Origin of the sequence: uncultured Xylophilus sp., from assembly GCA_913776965.1 — a bacterium.
GTDB lineage: Bacteria > Pseudomonadota > Gammaproteobacteria > Burkholderiales > Burkholderiaceae_C > Xylophilus.
In genome coordinates, this window is sequence record CAJYQL010000083.1 from 1 (window position 1) to 16518 (window position 16518).

Below are 16518 nucleotides of genomic sequence, written 5' to 3' on the forward strand. Positions count from 1 at the left end.
GCCGCCCTGGGCCATCAGCGCCGCGCGCTCCAGCGCCTCCGGATGGCGCGCGCGCGCCAGGCGGGCGATGGCGTAGATGCCGGCGCCCTTCAGTGCCATCGCGGCCAGCACGCCGCCGAGCAGCCAGCGCCAGTCGGCCAGGACCAGCGGCACGTCGAGCGACATGCCCACGCCGATGAAGAACAGGCCGAGCAGGATGCCGCGGAAAGGCTCGATGTCGGCTTCCAGCTGGTGGCGGAAGGTGGACTCGGACAGCATCACCCCGGCGGCGAAAGCGCCGAGCGCCATCGACAGGCCGCCCCACTGCATGACGAGGGCGGCGCCCAGCACCACCAGCAGGGCGGCAGCGGTCATCACCTCGCGGGCCCGCACCCGCGACAGCAGGCGGAACAGCGGATTGAGCAGGAAGCGGCTGACCGCAACCAGCCCGACCAGGGCGGCGACGCCGATGGCCACCGCGACGCCGCGCGACACCGACTCGGTGTCCGGCGCGGGCGACAGCGCCGCCACGATGGCCAGCAGCGGCACGATGGCCAGGTCTTCCAGCAGCAGCACCGACACGATGCGCTGGCCGCGCGGGGTCGAAGTCTCGCCGCGCTCGTCGAGCATCTGCATCACGATCGCGGTGGACGACAGCACGAAGCCCATCGCGCCGATGAAGGCGACCGCCGGCGCGAAGCCGCCGAGGATGCCGAGCCCGGTGAGCAGCAGCCCGCAGGTGGCGACCTGCAGCAGGCCGAGTCCGAAAATCTGGCGCCGCAGGTTCCAGAGCCGGCTCGGCTGCATCTCCAGGCCGATCACGAACAGGAACATCACCACGCCGAACTCGGCGATGTGCAGGATGGTCTGGGCCTGGCTGAAGAAGCCGAGGCCGGCCGGTCCGATCGCGAGGCCGGCCGCGAGGTAGCCGAGCACCGAGCCGAGGCCGAGCCGCTTGAAGATCGGGACCGCCACCACGCCGGCGGCCAGCACCACCACCGCCTTCACCAGTTCGCTGCCGTGCTCGACCATCGCTCCGCTCCTCCGTAGGCACACCGGCCGTCTGCCGGGCGCCGCATGGTACCTGCGCGGGTCAGTCCGCCATCGCCGTCCGTAGCCGGCGGGACCAGCCGCGCCAGCGCCGCCGGGCGGCGATGCGGCCCCGCCGCTGGGCCCGCCACGGAGCGCTCGCCCGCACCCAGGCGAGCACCGCGTCCTTCCAGCGTTTCCAGCGCGGGTACCAGCGGGCGAACAGCGGCAGTCCCATCAGGGCCGGCTGGGTCAGCTGGAAAAGCCGCGCCACCACCGCGGTACCGGCGATCTTGGCGCCGACGAGCAGCACGCAGCCGGTAGCGACGTGGCCGCGCCCGAACAGGTACAGCGCCAGCAGCTTGACCGGCAGCAGCAGCACGACCGGCAGGCCGAAGGCGAGCAGGGCGGCCCACGGCGGCAGCCGGCGGATCGCGCGTTCCAGCGCGGCCCAGACGGGCAGCCGGCCCAGCCGTGCGACCAGCGCCGCCAGCGGCTCCCACCCCCACTCCTCGAACAGCAGGACCGGCACCAGCAGCAGCGCCACCAGGCCGCGGAACAGGCGGCGCGTCCAGGAGCGGCGGGGCGGGGCGGGCGGGGGCGAAGCGGGCATGGCAGCTGCCGATTGTGCGGCGGCCGGGCGGGCGATCCGTGCCGAGGCGCTATGGCACACTCCCGCGCTTTTCCCTCTCCGGACCGCCGACGCATGCAGACAATCCTCCGCCAGATCGCCTCCGAGATCCGCGTCGCCGAGCACCAGGTGCAGGCGGCGGTCGATTTGCTCGACGGCGGTGCGACCGTGCCCTTCATCGCGCGTTACCGCAAGGAAGCCACCGGCGGCCTGGACGACGTGCAGCTGCGGGAACTGGAATTCCGCCTAGGCTACCTGCGCGAGCTGGAGGAACGGCGCAGCGCGGTGATCCGCGCGATCGACGAGCAGGGCAAGCTGACCGATGCGCTGCGCGCCGCGATCGCCGCGGCGCCGACCAAGCAGGAGCTGGAAGACATTTACCTGCCGTTCAAGCAGAAACGCCGCACCAAGGGCCAGATGGCACGCGAGGCCGGCATCGAGCCGCTGGCCGACCGGCTGCTGGCCGACCCGACGCTCGACCCGGCTGCCGAGGCGGCGGCCTTCACCCGTCCCGCCGAGGTGCTGGACGACGGCAAGCCCGGCGCCGACTTCTCGACCGTCCCGGCGGTGCTCGACGGCGTGCGCGACATCCTGTCCGAGCGCTGGGCCGAGGATGCGGCGCTGGTCCAGTCGCTGCGCGAATGGCTCTGGGCCGAGGGCGCGCTGCAGAGCCGCAAGGTCGAGGGCAAGAACGAGAACGACCCGGACGTCGCCAAGTTCCTCGACTACTTCGAGTACGACGAGCCGATCGGCCGGGTGCCGTCGCACCGGGCGCTGGCCGTCTTCCGCGGCCGGGCGCTGGAAATCCTCGAGGCCAAGCTCGTCCAGCCCGAGGCCCCGGCCGCAACCACGACAGCGCCGGCCGCGACCGGACGCGCCGCGGCGGTCCCGACGATGGCCGAGGGCCGCATCGCCCGCCATCTGGGCTGGAGCCATGCGGGCCGGGCCGCCGACGACCTGATCCGCAAGGCGGTCGCCTGGACCTGGCGGGTGAAGCTCGCGCTCTCGACCGAGCGCGACCTGTTCGCCCGCCTGCGGGAAGAGGCCGAGAAGGTCGCGATCAAGGTGTTCGCCGACAACCTGCGCGATCTGCTGCTGGCCGCCCCGGCCGGCCCGCGCACGGTGATGGGCCTGGACCCGGGCATCCGGACCGGGGTGAAGGTCGCGGTGGTGGACGCCACCGGCAAGCTGGTCGATACCGCCACCGTCTATCCGCACGAACCGCGCCGCGACTGGGACGGCGCACTCCACACCCTGTCGAAGCTCGCCGCGAAGCACGGCGTGAACCTGATCGCGATCGGCAACGGCACCGCCAGCCGCGAAACCGACAAGCTGGCTGCCGACCTGATCAAGTTGATGCAGAAATCGGCGGAAGCGCAGGTGGGGCCTGCGCAGGGCGCTATCGAAAAGGTAGTGGTCAGCGAGGCGGGCGCCTCCGTCTACAGCGCCAGCGAATTCGCCAGCCAGGAGATGCCGGACGTGGACGTGAGCCTGCGCGGCGCCGCCAGCATCGCGCGGCGGCTGCAGGACCCGCTGGCCGAGCTGGTGAAGATCGACCCGAAATCGATCGGCGTCGGCCAGTACCAGCACGACGTGAACCAGGGCGAACTGGCCCGCACGCTCGACGCGGTGGTCGAGGACTGCGTGAACGCGGTCGGGGTGGACTTGAACACCGCCAGCGCGCCGCTGCTGACGCGGGTATCGGGACTGTCGGGCACGGTCGCCAAGTCGGTGGTGCGCTGGCGCGAGGCGAACGGCGCCTTCCGCAGCCGCCAGCAGCTGCTGGCGGTGACCGGGCTCGGCGCCAAGACCTTCGAGCAGGCGGCCGGCTTCCTGCGCATCCGCGGCGGCGACAACCCGCTGGACGTGACCGGCGTGCACCCGGAGACCTATCCGGTGGTCGAGCGCATCATCGCCCGCGTGCAGCAGCCGGTCGATGCGGTCATGGGCCGGCCCGACCTGCTGAAAAGCCTGAAGCCCGAGCTGTTCGCCGACGAACGTTTCGGCGCGATCACCGTCCGCGACATCCTCACCGAACTGGAGAAGCCCGGACGGGACCCGCGGCCCGACTTCAAGGTCGCCCGCTTCAACGAGGGCGTGGACGACATCCGCGACCTGCGCGAAGGCATGGTGCTGGAAGGCACCGTCAGCAACGTGGCGCAGTTCGGCGCCTTCGTCGACCTGGGCGTGCACCAGGACGGGCTGGTCCACGTGAGTCAGCTGAGCCACAAATTCGTCAACGATGCCCGCGAGGTCGTGAAGACCGGCGACATCGTGCGGGTCAAGGTGATGGAGGTGGACGTGGAACGCAAGCGCATCGGCCTGTCGATGAAGCTCGGCGCCGCGCCGGCGGGCGAACGCCGCGGCGGCGACCGGCCGCGCGACAACCGTTTCGAGCCGGCGGGCCGCGGCGGCCGGCCGGGCGGGGCGCCGGCGCCGCAGATGGGCGGCGCGATGGCGTCGGCCTTTGCCAAGCTGCAACGCCCGGGGCGCTGAAGGCCGGCCTCCGCAACCGCCGGATACCGGGCGGACGACCGCGCCGCCATAATGGACCGCTCTTCCCTGCGATTGCCACCGACGACCGCCGTGCCCGTACCCCCGACGCTGGAGGACCTCCTGATGCAGCTCGAAGAATTGCTGGCCTCCCCGAAGGCCCTGCCGAGCATTCCGAAGGTCATCGCGCTGCTGATGAGCGAGTTCAACCGCGAGGAGCCGGACCTGCGGCGCATCAGCCAGCTGATCAATACCGACCCGGGGTTGACCGCGCGGGTGCTGCAGCTCGCCAATTCCTCCTTCTTCCAGCTCTCGCGCCGCATCGGCGCGGTATCCGAAGCGCTCGCGGTGATGGGCATGGACCATGTGCGGTCGCTGGTCAGTGCGGCTGCGCTCAGCGGCGCGTTCAAGGCGGTGCCCGGCATTCAGATGCCGACCTTCTGGCGCTACAGCCTCGACGTGGCGAAGATCTCGCGTGCGCTCGCCGGCCTGGTCCACGAGAACCAGGGTACCGCCTTCACCGCCGGCCTGCTGCACGCGGTCGGCGAACTGGTGATGCACATCGGCATGCCCGACGAGATCAAGACGCTCGACCGCGCCGTATCGACCTTCGACCCGCGGCGCGCCCGGGCCGAGTTCCGTACCTTCGGCTTCGCCTACGGCCAGGTCGGCGCCGGCCTGGCCAAGGCCTGGAACTTCCCGCAGCAGCTCGTAGATACGCTGCAGTACCAGCATGCGCCGTTCGACAACGAGGTGTACGAACCGCTCGCGGGCGTGGTGCACCTCGCGACCTGGCGCGCCCGCGGCCGGGAAGCCGGCCTGCCGGAGCGCGACCTGGTCACCTCATTCCCCGACGTGGTCGGCCTGGCGCTCGGCCTGGACGTGGACGCAGTGCTGCAGCAGGACCCGATCGACTGGACCTCCGGCGCCGAAGCCGGCCAGTTCGCGTGAGCGGCCCGCGGCGGGCGACACCAGCGCTCCAGATCTTCGCGGGACCGGCGGCGCTTGCGCACCTGAGGCGCGAAGGCGGCCTCGCGCCTCAGGACATCCGGGTCATGCCCGCGGCGGCCGGCGGGCCGAAGGGGCTGGTGCTCGGGCCGCTCGACCGCTTCCTGTTCGGCGAGTGGCTGCCGCGGTCGGACCAGCCGATCGACCTGGTCGGTGCGTCCATCGGCGCGTGGCGGATGGCGAATGCCTGCATGGCCGACCCGGCCGCGGCGTCGCGCCGCTTCGAGCACGACTACATCCGCGAGCACTACGCGCCGCCGCCCGGACGCACCCGGCCGTCGGCGGCCGATATCAGTGCGCAGTTCGCACGCAGCCTGGACGGCTTCTACCGCGACCGGATCGACGAGGTGCTGCGCCATCCGCGCTACCGCCTGCATGTCGTGACCGCGCGCGGCCGCCACCTGCTGCGGCGCGAACATACGCTGGCGACGCCGCTCGGCTACCTGGGCGCCTTCGCGAGCAACGCGCTGCACCGCCGGGCACTCGGCGCCTGGATCGAACGCGTCGTGTTTTCCAGCGGGGCAGGGCCGCTACCCTTCGCGACCGCAGATTTCCCGACCCGCCAGGTGCCGCTCGGGCCGGCCAATTTCCGCGAGGCGCTGCAGGCCAGCTGCTCCATCCCGTTCGTGCTGCGGGCGGTGCCGGACATCGACGGCGCGCCGCGCGGCGCCTACTGGGACGGCGGCATCACCGATTACCACCTGCACCTGCGTTACGGCGGGGCGGGCGGCGGCATCGTGCTCTACCCGCACTTCCAGCAGGCCGTCGTGCCGGGCTGGCTGGACAAGGGGTTGCGCTGGCGGCACCGCGCCACGCCGGCACTCGACCGCATGGTGGTGCTGGCGCCGCATCCGGACTGGGTCCGGACGCTGCCGAACGGCCGACTGCCCGACCGCCGCGATTTCGCGGGCTACGGGCACGACGTGGCGGCGCGCGTCGCCGACTGGAGCCGTGCGGTGTCGGCGGCCGAGCAGCTTGCGGACGAATGGGCGGCGTGGCTGGAGCGGCCGGCGCTCGACCGGGTGCTTCCGCTGTAGCGCGTCTTTTTTCATCACCCATCCCCCGTCCTTTGCGAATCCGATGACGACACCGCTGTCTGCCGACCTGCTCGACCGCCTCACGCCCGCGATGCGGGGCGTGGTTTCCGGCATGGCCCGGTCCCGCCGGCCTGCGATGGAAACGCTGTCGCCGGCGGAAGCCCGCGCGGCCTATGCCGCCGGCGCGGAAGTGCTGGAGGTGCCGCGTGCCCCGCTCGCGCGGGTCGAGGATTTCACCATCGCCGCGCGCGACGGGCATCCGCTGCCGGCGCGGCTGTATGCCGCCACGGCGGGCACCGCGCCGCTGCCGACGCTGCTGTATTTCCACGGCGGCGGCTTCACCGTGGGTAGCATCGGCACGCACGACGTGCTGTGCCGCGAACTGGCCCGGCTCGCCGGCTGCGCCGTGGTGTCGCTCGACTACCGGCTGGCGCCGGACGCCCGTTTCCCGACCGCCGCCGAAGACGCCTGGGACGCGCTCGCCTGGCTCGCCGCCGACGGTGCCGGCCGCGGCCTGGAGGGCACACGCATCGCGGTGGGCGGCGACAGCGCGGGCGGCACACTCGCGGCCGGCTGCGCGATCGCTGCGCGCGATGCCGGGCTGCCGCTGGCGTTGCAGCTGCTGTTCTACCCCGGGGTCGCCTCCTGGCAGGACAGTGATTCCCACCGCCGTTTTACCGACGGCCCGGTCATCACTGCCGCGCTCGTCCAGTGGTTCTTCGCGCAGGCGCTGCGCAGCGACGCCGACCGCGCCGACTGGCGCTTCGCACCGCTGGAAGCGGAGGACCTGTCGGGCGTCGCGCCGGCCTGGATCGGGCTGGCCGAATGCGACCCGGTGGTGGACGAAGGCATCGCCTACGCCGACCGGCTGCGCCGGGACCGGGTGCCGGTCGACCTGGAGCTGTGGCCCGGCACCACGCACGAATTCATCAAGATGGGCCGCGTCGTGCCTGAGGCCCGTGCGGCGCACCGGCTGGCGGCCGCGGCCCTGCGCGCGGCCCTCGGCACCGACCCGGCCGAACCCGACACCGCTTCCACCGCACCATGACCACCACCCTGCACGACGAACCGCCGGAAGGCCCCGGCAGCTACCGCTTCTTCCACCGCCTGCGGGTGCGCTGGGCCGAGGTCGACATGCAGAAGGTGGTGTTCAACGCGCATTACCTGATGTACCTCGACACCGCGATCGCCGACTATTGGCGGGCGCTCGCGCTGCCGTACGAGGAAAGTATGGTGGCGCTCGGCGGCGACCTGTTCGTGCGCAAGTCCACGCTGGACTACCACACGTCGGCCCGGCTGGACGACATGCTCGACATCGGGCTACGCTGCCGCCGCATCGGCGGCTCGTCGCTGACGTTCGACGGCGGCATCTACCGCGCCGGGCGGCTGCTGGCGCAGGGTGAGATCGTCTACGTCTTCGCCGATCCGACCAGCCATGTGCCCTGCAACGTGCCGGAGGCGATGCGGTCGCTGCTGCAGGGCTACGAAGCCGGCGAGCCGGTCACCGCACTGCGGATCGGCGACTGGGAACAGCTCGGCACCGACGCGGCGAAGGTGCGGACCGCCGTCTTCGTGCAGGAGCAGAACGTGCCCGAGGAAGAGGAGTGGGACGAGGACGACGCGACCGCCGTCCATGTCGTGGTCTACAACCGGCTCGGCATGCCGCTGGCGACCGGGCGGCTGCTGCCGCCGGTCGCGGGCGTCGGGCGGATCGGCCGGATGGCGGTGCACCGGGTGCTGCGCGGCTGTGGGGTCGGCCGGGTGGTGCTGGAGACGCTGATCGGCGAATCGCGCCGCCGGGGCGACACCGCCGTGGAACTGCACGCCCAGCGCAGCGCCGAGGGCTTCTACGACCGCGCCGGCTTCCAGCCGTTCGGCGATCCGTTCGACGAGGTGGGCATACCGCACATCGGCATGCGGCGCATCCTCTGATCCGCCAGTCGGCCGGCCGGCGGCGAAGGACTCAGATGTCGTCGAGCAGTGGATAGGGCAGGGGCCTCACCACCAGCGCGGGCCCGTCCGCTGCCCTGGCATGCAGCGTGCCGCCTTCGGTCGCCGCAATCTGCAGCGACACGATCGCGTCGTGGCCGCCGCCGGGCGCCGGAGCAGCTTCCACGACCGTGCCGCACGGCTGACCTTCGTCCGCGCTGTGGAACACCTCGTCGCCCGCGGCGAGCGGCGCATCGGCATGCACCACGAACGCGCGACGCTTCAGCGTGCCGCGGAACTGGCTGCGGGCGACGACTTCCTGGCCGGGGTAGCAGCCCTTCTTGAAGTTCACGCCGCCGACCGACTCGTAGTTGAGCATCTGCGGCACGAAGGCATCGACGACCGGCGCCGACAGGGTCGCCACGCCGCTCGCCACGTCGCCCCAGCGCCAGAGATCGGACGCCAGCGCCGGTCCCTCCGGCAGCGGGGTGCCGACCGGCGCGATCCACAAAGCACGCGGCTGGCCTTCCGCAGGTGGCAGGAAGACCAGATTTGCGGTGCACAAAGTGACCCGGGCCCAGGCGGGCTGTGCGCTACCTGCTATGGTTTCGAGAGTGCGACCGGCGATGCCGCGCAGCAGGTATTCGTCGGTTGCATCGGTCAGCTTCGCCTTGGCGCGCAGTACGAACATCGACAGCCGCTTGCGCGTCGCTTCCAGCAGATCGCGGCTACAGACGAGCAGGACCTCGCCGGGCGCCGCCACGAATCCGACGAAGCTCGCCTGCATCCGGCCCTTGGCCGAGAGAAACGCAGCGAGGCGTGCCTGGTCGGGCCGGAGCAGCGCGAAATCGTTGGTGAGTTGGCCCTGCAGGAACGAAACGGCGTCGTCGCCGGCGACGCGGATCACGCCCAGATGGTCGGGGATGGCGATACCGTCGAGCGGGGAAGAGAAAGTCATCGCTGAATTATCATGGCCGGTTCATTGACCGGAGCCCTTCCTTGCTGAAAGCACTGCGACGCCTGATGCTCTTTTGCGTGCTGTCCGGCGTGCTGGCCGCCTTTCTGGCGGGCGGTGCCGCCCTGTGGTGGCTGCAGCGTCCGCTGCCGATGCCGGCCGACACGGTCGATCTCTGGGTCGAGCAGGGCCGCTCGCCGCGCGGCATCGCGCAGGACGTGGCGCGTGCGGGCGTCGGCGTCGATCCGCGGGTGCTCTACCTCTGGTTCCGGCTGTCGGGCCAGGACCGGAAGATCCGCGCCGGCAGCTACGAATTCGACCGCGGCACCACGCCGCGCACCCTGCTCGCGAAGCTGGTACAGGGCGACGAAGCGTCGCGCTCGGTCACGCTGGTGGAAGGCTGGAACTGGCGCCAGGTGCGCGAGGCGCTCGCACGCGCCGACCAGCTCAAGCCCGAGATCGTCGGCATGGCCGACGACGCGCTGATGGCCCAGCTGGGCCTCCCCGGCGTGGCGCCGGAGGGGCGCTTCTACCCCGACACCTACACCTACTCCAAGGGCTCGTCCGACCTGGCGGTGCTGCGTCGCGCGATGCGTGCGATGGACCAGCGGCTCGACGCCGCCTGGAGCCAGCGGTCGGCCGACACCCCGCTGAAATCCGCCGACGAGGCACTGATCCTCGCCAGCATCGTCGAGAAGGAAACCGGCAAGGCTGCCGACCGCGCCCGCATCGCCGGCGTGTTCGTGAACCGGCTGCGCATCGGCATGCCGCTGCAGACCGATCCGACGGTGATCTACGGCATGGGGACCGCCTTCGACGGCAACCTGCGCAAGAAGGACCTGCAGACCGACACCCCCTGGAATACGTACACCCGGTCCGGCCTGCCGCCCACGCCGATCGCGATGCCGGGGCGCGCCGCCCTGATCGCCGCGGTCCAGCCGGAGCCGACCAAGGCGCTGTATTTCGTCGCGCGCGGCGACGGCAGCAGTCACTTCAGTCCGTCGCTGGACGAGCACAACCGCGCGGTCGACCAGTACCAGCGCACGCCGCAGCGCAACGCGCCGCGTGCAGGCACCGCCCCGGAGGCCGCGCGATGACGCCGCACCACCGCCCGTCGGCCGGGCTTTTCATCAGCTTCGAGGGCATCGACGGTGCGGGCAAGAGCTCGCATATCGACGGTCTGGCCGATGCTTTCGCCGCCCGTGGCCGGACCGTGTGCCGCACCCGCGAGCCCGGCGGCACGCCGCTCGCGGAAAAGCTGCGCACGCTGGTGCTGCAGGACGCGATGGACCCGCTAACGGAGGCGCTGCTCGTCTTCGCCGCCCGGCGCGATCACCTGCGCACCGTGATCGAACCGGCGCTCGCGCGTGGCGAGGTGGTGCTGTGCGACCGGTTCACCGATGCCACCTTCGCGTACCAAGGCGCCGGCCGGGGTTTCGACCTGCGCGTTCTGGAAGCATTGGAGGACTGGGTGCAGCGCGACGAGGCCGGCACGGTGCGCCAGCCCGACCTGACCCTGTGGTTCGACCTGCCGCCCGCCACCGCCGCCGAGCGCCTCGCCGGCGCCCGGTTGCCCGACCGGTTCGAGTCGCAGCCCGAAGACTTTTTCCGCCGCGTCGCCGCCGGCTACGCCGCCCGCGCCCTGGCGGCGCCGCAGCGCTTCGCCCGGCTGGATGCGGCTGCCACCCGCGATGCGGTCGCGGCCGAGGTCGCGTCGATGGTCGCCGCCCGCGGATGGCTCCCCCTGCCGGAAGCTGCCGCATGAGCGCTGCCGCACTGCTCGCACCTTGGATCGACCGCCAGCTGCGGCTGCTGCTCGGCCAGCGCGGTCATGCCCGGCTGCTGCAGGGGCCGTCCGGTCTCGGCCAGTACGACCTGGCGCTGGCGCTGGCCCGCTCCTGGCTGTGCGACACCCCCGATGCGGACGGCGTCGCCTGCGGCCGGTGCGCCAGCTGCCATGCGGTGGACGTGCGCACCCATGCCGACCTGCGCGTGCTGATGCCCGAGGTGCAGATGCAGGCGCTCGACTGGCCGCTGCCGCAGAGGGCCCAGGCCGAGATCGACGACAAGAAGCGCAAGCCCAGCCGCGAGATACGGGTGGACGCGATGCGTGAGGCGGTCGAATTCGCCCAGCGCACCGATGCCCGCGGCCGCGGCAAGGTGGTACTGGTCTACCCGGCCGAGCAGATGAACGGCATCACCGCCAACGCGCTGCTGAAGACGCTGGAGGAGCCGAACGGCGACGTGCGCTTCGTGCTCGCGAGCGAGGCGGCCCACCAGCTGCTGCCGACGATCCGCAGCCGCTGCCAGGCGCATGCGATGCAATGGCCGTCCGACGACGAGATGTGCGCCTGGCTGGAAGGGCAGGGCATCGCCGCGGCGGACGTGGCGCCCCTGCTGCGCGCCGCCGGCGGCCGGCCGGACGATGCGCTCGGCTACGCCCGTGCCGGCCGCGACCCGCGGCGCTGGGCGCTGCTGCCGCGCGCCGTGGCGCAGGGCGACACCACCGTCTTCGCCGACTGGCGGCCGGCCGAGGTGGTATCGGCCCTGCAGAAGCTCTGCCATGACCTGTCGGCCGTCCGCGCCGGCGCGGCGCCGCGGTACTTCGCGCCGGAGGATCTCCCGGCGGCACCGTCGTGGCAGGCATTGGCGCGCTGGTCCAAAGTGCTGGCGGCGGAGGCCCGCACAGCGGAGCATCCCTTCCAGGCCGGGCTGATGCTGGAGGCCTTGGTCAGCGGCGCGCAGAACGTCCTACACTCGCGCCAGACCCGTTCACAGGCGCCCCGATGAGCACACCGGCATCCACACCCCGCCCCAGCGTCGTGCAGCTCGCCATCAAGGAAAAGGCGGCGCTCTATGCCGCCTACATCCCGCTGTTCACCGAAGGCGGCATGTTCATCCCGACGACGCGCGACTACCGGCTCGGCGACGACATCTACGTCCTGCTGACCCTGCCCGACAACCCGACCCGCTACCCGATCGCCGGCCGCGTGGCCTGGGTCACGCCCGCGCGGGCGACCGGCAACCGTACCCAGGGCGTCGGCATCCAGTTTCCGGCCGACGAGAAGTCGCGCCAGCTCAAGATGAAGATCGAGGAAATGCTCGGCAGCCACTTGGCGTCCGACCGGGCGACGCAGACGATCTGATACGCGGTCGCGTCCCGCCGCCACCACACTGGCGGCGCACACGGCGCTGCCGGTTTGCTCACTTTTCGATAGCTGATGGCGCCCGTCCGACGGGCGCCAGCGGTCTTTTTGCTTGCCAACGCATGTTCACCGATTCCCACTGCCACCTCGCCATGCCGGAGCTGGCCGCCCTGCTACCGGAGATCCGCGCCGCGATGGCCGAGGCCCAGGTCACCCGCGCCCTCTGCATCTGCACCACGCTGGAGGAGTTCCCGGCCGTGCACGCCGTGGCGACCGGCCATCCGGAGCTCTGGGCGACGGTGGGCGTGCACCCCGACAACGAGGGCGTGCAGGAACCCACGCTCGAGGATCTGGTGGAACGTGCCGCGCTGCCGAAGGTGCTGGCCATCGGCGAGACGGGGCTCGACTACTACGGCATGGACGACCGCAAGGGCGGCCGCACCATCGCCGACCTGGAATGGCAGCGCGACCGCTTCCGCACGCATATCCAGGCGGCGCGCCGGACCGGCAAACCGCTGGTCATCCACACCCGCAGCGCATCGGAGGACCCGGTCGCCCTGCTGCGGGAAGCGGGCGAAGACGGCTCGGCCGGCAGCGCCGGCGGTGTCTTCCACTGCTTCACCGAAACCGAAGCGGTCGCGCGCGCCGCGCTGGACCTCGGCTTCTACATCTCGTTTTCCGGCATCCTGACCTTCAAGAACGCCCAGGCGCTGCGCGACGTCGCGGCCTTCGTGCCGATGGACCGGATGCTGATCGAGACCGACAGCCCCTACCTCGCCCCGGTGCCATACCGCGGCAAGACCAACAACCCGTCTTACGTGCCCTACGTCGCCCGGCAGATCGCCGACCTGCGCGGCCTGCCGCTGGAGGCCGTGGCCGAGTCCACGAGCGCCAATTTCGACCGCCTGTTTCTTGCGCAGAAGGAGTCCGCCGCATGACCGCTTCCCGCCGCCGTTTCGTCGCCACGCTGACCCTGGCGTCCGCACTCGCCGCCGCAGGGTGCGCCCATGCCGCACCGGCCGACGCCTTTTTCGTGGCGATCAAACGCGACGACGCCGGCGCCATGGAGACCCTGCTGCGCCGCGGCTTCGACCCCAACAAGGCGCGCGACGAGCGCGGCCAGCCCGGGCTGATCGTGGCGGTCCGCGAAGGTTCGGCCCGGGTGCTGAGGGTGCTGCTCGCGGCGCCGGCCACGCAGGTCGAGGTCCGCAACGCGCAGGACGAAAGCCCGCTGATGATCGCCGCGATCAAGGGCGACCTGCCGCTGGTGAAGGCGCTGATCGCCCGCGACGCCGATGTCAACAAGACCGGCTGGACGCCGCTGCACTATGCCGTCAGCACCAACCAGCCGCAGCAGCTCGACATCGTGCGCCTGCTGCTGGAAAAGAGTGCCTACATCGATGCCGAATCGCCCAACGGCACCACACCGCTGATGATGGCCGCCCGTTACGGCAGCGAGCAGGCGGTCAAGCTGCTGTTCGAGGAAGGCGCCGACCCGACGCCGCGCAATCAGCAGGGGCTGAACGCGGCTGACTTCGCCCGTCTGGCAGACCGGGGCAGCCTGGCGGCGCAGCTCGACGAGGCGGTCGCCCGCCGCCGGCCGGGCAGCGGCGTCGCGCCGAGGCGCTGGTAGCCGCGGGCGGCGCGTCGTGATCCCGGCGTGGTGCCGCAGGGGCGAGGCCATGACCGGCAGGCAGCATGCGGGACGAGCCACAGAGGCGGACGCAGAGCATCTTGTGCGCCTCTGTCCGACGGCCCGGTAGGACAGGCACACGGGCGCCGCAGTCTAGGCTGTTGCGACAGTAGGCCGCAACGCCCGTCACCGCACTGCCCATGCGCCACCACACTGCCTTGCTGATCATCGACATGATCAGCTGCTGGGATTTCCCCGATGCCGACCGGCTGCTGCCCGAAGCACGCAGGATCACCCGGCCGATCGCCGCTCTCGCGGCACGTTGCCGGCGTGCTTCGGTGCCGGTCGTTTATGCCAACGACAACCGCGGCCAGTGGCGATCGGACTTCGCCGCCCTGGTCGAGGTGTCCCTCGCTGCGGGTGGGGCACCACGGGAGATCACCGAGGCGTTGCGGCCGGACCCGCACGACTTCTTCGTGCTGAAGCCCAAGCAGTCGGCCTTTTTCGGCACGCCGCTCGAACTGCTGCTCCAGCATCTCGACGTCGGCCGGCTGATCCTGACCGGCGTGTCGAGCGACCAATGCGTGCTGACCTTGGCCATCGAGGCCCGGATGCGCGACCTCGACGTGGTCGTGCCCCGCGATTGCAGCGCGACCCAGACGGTCGGGCGGCATGCGGCCGTGGTGCGTCAGCTGCGCGAAACGCACAAGGTGCCGGTCGTCACGGGCAGCCGCATCCTGCTGCAGCAGTCAGGCCGGCGGGCGGTGTCGCGCGTAACCACCACCGATCGGGAGTGACCGAAGACGTCAGCGATACGGGTCGAAGGGCGCCAGGTAGCGCGCATCGATGTCGACTGTCGAGCGTCGGCCGATGTCGCTGCGGTGCGCCTGCAGCCAGGCATCGCAAGTCTGGTGACCGGCGGCGCGGAGGGTCTCGAACAGGAGGTGGTCTGCGCCCCGCTTGAGCGAGGGGTCGAGCAGCGCGGCGTTGTCCTCGCGGTCGGCCAGCCCCACGACGTGGAACCGCAAGCCCGGCGATGCCTGCTGGTCTGCGTGCAAGCCGTGCAGCTCGCGCACCAGGCCGGTCAGCGATGCGATCTCGTTGATGCGGTTCAGGACGTTCTTGGCGGACCACGGTGTATCGCTGCGCACAGGCGGCGTAAGTTCGATCAGCAGCAGATCCGCGTCCCGCTGGCCGGCGTGCAGCGGCCGGATCGCCGGATTGGCGCCGTAGCTGCCGTCCCAGTAAATATCGCCGTCCACGTCGATGGCGGAAAACAGCTGCGGTGCGCAGGCGGAGGCGAGGATGGCATCGATCGACAACTCTGCCGGGCCGAACACCCGCATCGCGCCGGTCCGTACGTTGACCGCGTTGACATGCAGCGGATAGTCGGTCTCCCGGCGCAGCAGCGGAATGTCGACCACGCTCTGAACCACATAGCGCAGCGGCTCGATGCCGAGCGGGTTGGCCAAGGCCGGCGGCAGGACCGGATGCAGGTCGTCCCAGATGCCGAAGCTCGGCTTGCGCGCCGGTATCAGCAGGGCCGTGCCGAGCATGCCAACCTCGGCGGCCCGGGTCCACAGGCGAGCCAGGTTCTCCTTCGCCCCCTGCCGACCTCCCTGGCGCAGACCGGTGACCAGTGCTGCACCGTTGAGCGCGCCGGCGCTGGTCCCGCTGATCCGGCCGAAGTGCAGGTCGTTCTCGTCGAGCAGGCGGTCGAGCACGCCCCAGGTGAACGCGCCGTGCGCGCCGCCGCCTTGCAGGCCCAGATGAAGTCGGAGGGAAGACATTCGCATGAGGCGAATCTGCACGCGTACCGCTCGGGCCGTGTCAGCAGCCGTGACGGTTCAGGTTGCAGGTCGATCGGATGTCGGCGGTGCGGCGCATGGGCCTACAAAAGCCGACGGCCCGCCTTCGATAGTGGATCGATTAAACCTTTCACGGAGTAAACACCATGGGTAATGAACACCGAAGCGGTGCAGGAACACGACCGATGACCTCCGGCGGCGCCGACAACATCGGCGCTGGCGACAGCCTGGCGCCCGGCGGCGATAACGCGCCGGCACCGACGGAGAACATGTCGGCCAAGCGGCAGGACGCGCGTTCGATCGAACAGGACGATTCCGCTCCCTGGGGCATGACCGAAAGCGCGGAAGGCGCGCGTACCGACAAAGCCCGGGAACCGATGTCCGATCAGGAGCGTGCGAAGGAGTAGGGTGCGTCCCTAAGGGGTGTCGTTGGCGATCGACCGGCAGATACAGGGTCTTCGGCGCTCAGTCAGTCGGACTGCGGCGCCGGCCGATCCCGACCGCGGCTGTGCATCACCCCGTTGACCTCGGCCCCGAAGATCAGCGTCGTCGCGGTGATGTAGAGGAAAACCAGCGTGGCGACGACGCCGGCGAAGCTGCCGTACACCAAGGCCAGCTTTCCAGCCGTGCGCAGCGTGTACGACAGCGTCGCGGCCGCACCGACCCACATGGCCGCGCCGATCAGGGCGCCTGGTACCACGGTCCGCAGCCGCTGGCGCACATCGGGAAGCCAGCCGTAGAGAAGCGCATACAGCACCGTGAGCACCACATAGGCCGTGCCGTAGCGCACGCCGTTGTCGAGCCAGACCGTATCGCGGCCGACCCCGGTACTTTCTTCCAACAGCCGCCACAGGTACGGCATCACGATGA

At 71.1% G+C, this 16518-nt stretch carries 18 protein-coding genes; 13 read left to right on the plus strand and 5 right to left on the minus strand.

The features are described 5' to 3' along the window. Both QZ500_RS12355 and QZ500_RS12360 read right to left on the minus strand, forming a co-directional pair. On the minus strand, positions 1–1011 hold a 1011-nt coding region (locus QZ500_RS12355; RefSeq protein ID WP_295855711.1), incomplete at its 3' end, for a monovalent cation:proton antiporter-2 (CPA2) family protein. Between the two features lie 61 nt (positions 1012–1072). Continuing rightward, a complete protein-coding gene (locus QZ500_RS12360) occupies positions 1073–1621 on the minus strand; it encodes a hypothetical protein (protein WP_295855712.1) in 549 nt (182 codons plus the stop codon). Between the two features lie 93 nt (positions 1622–1714). Between QZ500_RS12360 and QZ500_RS12365 the strand changes: the two genes are divergently transcribed. The 5 genes from QZ500_RS12365 (at position 1715) to QZ500_RS12385 (ending at position 8109) form a co-directional block, all read left to right on the plus strand. After that, positions 1715–4135, plus strand: a complete 2421-nt coding sequence (locus QZ500_RS12365) for a Tex family protein (RefSeq protein WP_295855713.1) — start codon at positions 1715–1717, stop codon at positions 4133–4135. Positions 4136–4258: 123 nt separating this feature from the next. Further along, the gene (locus QZ500_RS12370; RefSeq protein ID WP_295855727.1) at positions 4259–5083 is read left to right on the plus strand and encodes an HDOD domain-containing protein; all 825 of its coding nucleotides are present in this window, start codon (positions 4259–4261) and stop codon (positions 5081–5083) included. 104 nt (positions 5084–5187) lie between these two features. Further along, positions 5188–6177 carry a phospholipase gene (locus QZ500_RS12375; protein ID WP_295855714.1) on the plus strand — a complete coding sequence of 330 codons (990 nt, stop codon included), beginning with the start codon at positions 5188–5190 and terminating at the stop codon, positions 6175–6177. A gap of 43 nt (positions 6178–6220) precedes the next feature. Further along, positions 6221–7225: an alpha/beta hydrolase gene (locus tag QZ500_RS12380; protein ID WP_295855715.1), complete on the plus strand. Its 1005-nt coding sequence runs from the start codon at positions 6221–6223 to the stop codon at positions 7223–7225. Then, positions 7222–8109 carry a YbgC/FadM family acyl-CoA thioesterase gene (locus QZ500_RS12385; RefSeq protein ID WP_295855716.1) on the plus strand — a complete coding sequence of 296 codons (888 nt, stop codon included), beginning with the start codon at positions 7222–7224 and terminating at the stop codon, positions 8107–8109. The genes QZ500_RS12380 and QZ500_RS12385 overlap by 4 nt, the downstream gene beginning before the upstream one ends. Before the next feature lie 31 nt (positions 8110–8140). Here the strand turns inward: QZ500_RS12385 and QZ500_RS12390 are convergent, their stop codons facing one another. Further along, positions 8141–9064 carry a folate-binding protein gene (locus QZ500_RS12390; RefSeq protein WP_295855717.1) on the minus strand — a complete coding sequence of 308 codons (924 nt, stop codon included), beginning with the start codon at positions 9062–9064 and terminating at the stop codon, positions 8141–8143. Positions 9065–9129: 65 nt separating this feature from the next. On the opposite strand from QZ500_RS12390, the gene mltG reads away from it, so the two are divergent. The 7 genes from mltG (at position 9130) to QZ500_RS12425 (ending at position 14637) form a co-directional block, all read left to right on the plus strand. Continuing rightward, entirely contained in the window at positions 9130–10158 is a 1029-nt protein-coding gene (gene mltG / locus QZ500_RS12395) for an endolytic transglycosylase MltG (RefSeq protein WP_295855728.1), read from the plus strand. Then, positions 10155–10826, plus strand: coding sequence for a dTMP kinase (gene tmk / locus QZ500_RS12400; protein ID WP_295855718.1), 672 nt, complete (start codon positions 10155–10157; stop codon positions 10824–10826). Before mltG ends, tmk begins: the two co-directional genes overlap by 4 nt. After that, positions 10823–11851 (plus strand): DNA polymerase III subunit delta', encoded by a 1029-nt coding sequence (locus QZ500_RS12405; protein WP_295855719.1) that lies wholly within the window; start codon positions 10823–10825, stop codon positions 11849–11851. The genes tmk and QZ500_RS12405 overlap by 4 nt, the downstream gene beginning before the upstream one ends. Beyond that, entirely contained in the window at positions 11848–12207 is a 360-nt protein-coding gene (locus QZ500_RS12410) for a PilZ domain-containing protein (protein ID WP_295855720.1), read from the plus strand. The genes QZ500_RS12405 and QZ500_RS12410 overlap by 4 nt, the downstream gene beginning before the upstream one ends. Positions 12208–12329: 122 nt before the next feature. Then, complete coding sequence (locus QZ500_RS12415; RefSeq protein ID WP_295855721.1) at positions 12330–13145, plus strand: TatD family hydrolase; 816 nt, start codon at positions 12330–12332, stop codon at positions 13143–13145. Beyond that, on the plus strand, positions 13142–13840 hold the full coding sequence (locus QZ500_RS12420) for an ankyrin repeat domain-containing protein (RefSeq protein WP_295855722.1): 699 nt from the start codon (positions 13142–13144) through the stop codon (positions 13838–13840). The genes QZ500_RS12415 and QZ500_RS12420 overlap by 4 nt, the downstream gene beginning before the upstream one ends. Before the next feature lie 218 nt (positions 13841–14058). Beyond that, entirely contained in the window at positions 14059–14637 is a 579-nt protein-coding gene (locus QZ500_RS12425; RefSeq protein ID WP_295855723.1) for an isochorismatase family cysteine hydrolase, read from the plus strand. A gap of 9 nt (positions 14638–14646) precedes the next feature. On the opposite strand, the gene QZ500_RS12430 is transcribed toward QZ500_RS12425, so the two are convergent. Next, positions 14647–15630, minus strand: coding sequence for a patatin-like phospholipase family protein (locus QZ500_RS12430; protein ID WP_295855724.1), 984 nt, complete (start codon positions 15628–15630; stop codon positions 14647–14649). Between the two features lie 203 nt (positions 15631–15833). Here QZ500_RS12430 and QZ500_RS12435 point away from each other — a divergent pair, with 203 nt between their 5' ends. Then, a complete protein-coding gene (locus tag QZ500_RS12435; protein ID WP_295855725.1) occupies positions 15834–16055 on the plus strand; it encodes a hypothetical protein in 222 nt (73 codons plus the stop codon). 62 nt (positions 16056–16117) lie between these two features. Here the strand turns inward: QZ500_RS12435 and QZ500_RS12440 are convergent. Next, on the minus strand, positions 16118–16518 hold a 401-nt coding region (locus QZ500_RS12440; RefSeq protein WP_295855726.1), incomplete at its 5' end, for a YihY/virulence factor BrkB family protein.

Coding starts and splice junctions, on each gene's coding strand:
- QZ500_RS12385 (WP_295855716.1), top strand. CDS start 7,222: ATGACCACCACCCTGCACGACGAACCGCCGGAAGGCCCCGGCAGCTAC.
- QZ500_RS12405 (WP_295855719.1), top strand. CDS start 10,823: ATGAGCGCTGCCGCACTGCTCGCACCTTGGATCGACCGCCAGCTGCGG.
- mltG (WP_295855728.1), top strand. CDS start 9,130: ATGCTCTTTTGCGTGCTGTCCGGCGTGCTGGCCGCCTTTCTGGCGGGC.
- QZ500_RS12360 (WP_295855712.1), bottom strand. CDS start 1,621: ATGCCCGCTTCGCCCCCGCCCGCCCCGCCCCGCCGCTCCTGGACGCGC.
- QZ500_RS12370 (WP_295855727.1), top strand. CDS start 4,259: ATGCAGCTCGAAGAATTGCTGGCCTCCCCGAAGGCCCTGCCGAGCATT.
- QZ500_RS12365 (WP_295855713.1), top strand. CDS start 1,715: ATGCAGACAATCCTCCGCCAGATCGCCTCCGAGATCCGCGTCGCCGAG.
- QZ500_RS12380 (WP_295855715.1), top strand. CDS start 6,221: ATGACGACACCGCTGTCTGCCGACCTGCTCGACCGCCTCACGCCCGCG.
- QZ500_RS12390 (WP_295855717.1), bottom strand. CDS start 9,064: ATGACTTTCTCTTCCCCGCTCGACGGTATCGCCATCCCCGACCATCTG.
- QZ500_RS12430 (WP_295855724.1), bottom strand. CDS start 15,630: ATGTCTTCCCTCCGACTTCATCTGGGCCTGCAAGGCGGCGGCGCGCAC.
- QZ500_RS12415 (WP_295855721.1), top strand. CDS start 12,330: ATGTTCACCGATTCCCACTGCCACCTCGCCATGCCGGAGCTGGCCGCC.
- tmk (WP_295855718.1), top strand. CDS start 10,155: ATGACGCCGCACCACCGCCCGTCGGCCGGGCTTTTCATCAGCTTCGAG.
- QZ500_RS12410 (WP_295855720.1), top strand. CDS start 11,848: ATGAGCACACCGGCATCCACACCCCGCCCCAGCGTCGTGCAGCTCGCC.
- QZ500_RS12420 (WP_295855722.1), top strand. CDS start 13,142: ATGACCGCTTCCCGCCGCCGTTTCGTCGCCACGCTGACCCTGGCGTCC.
- QZ500_RS12435 (WP_295855725.1), top strand. CDS start 15,834: ATGACCTCCGGCGGCGCCGACAACATCGGCGCTGGCGACAGCCTGGCG.
- QZ500_RS12375 (WP_295855714.1), top strand. CDS start 5,188: ATGCCCGCGGCGGCCGGCGGGCCGAAGGGGCTGGTGCTCGGGCCGCTC.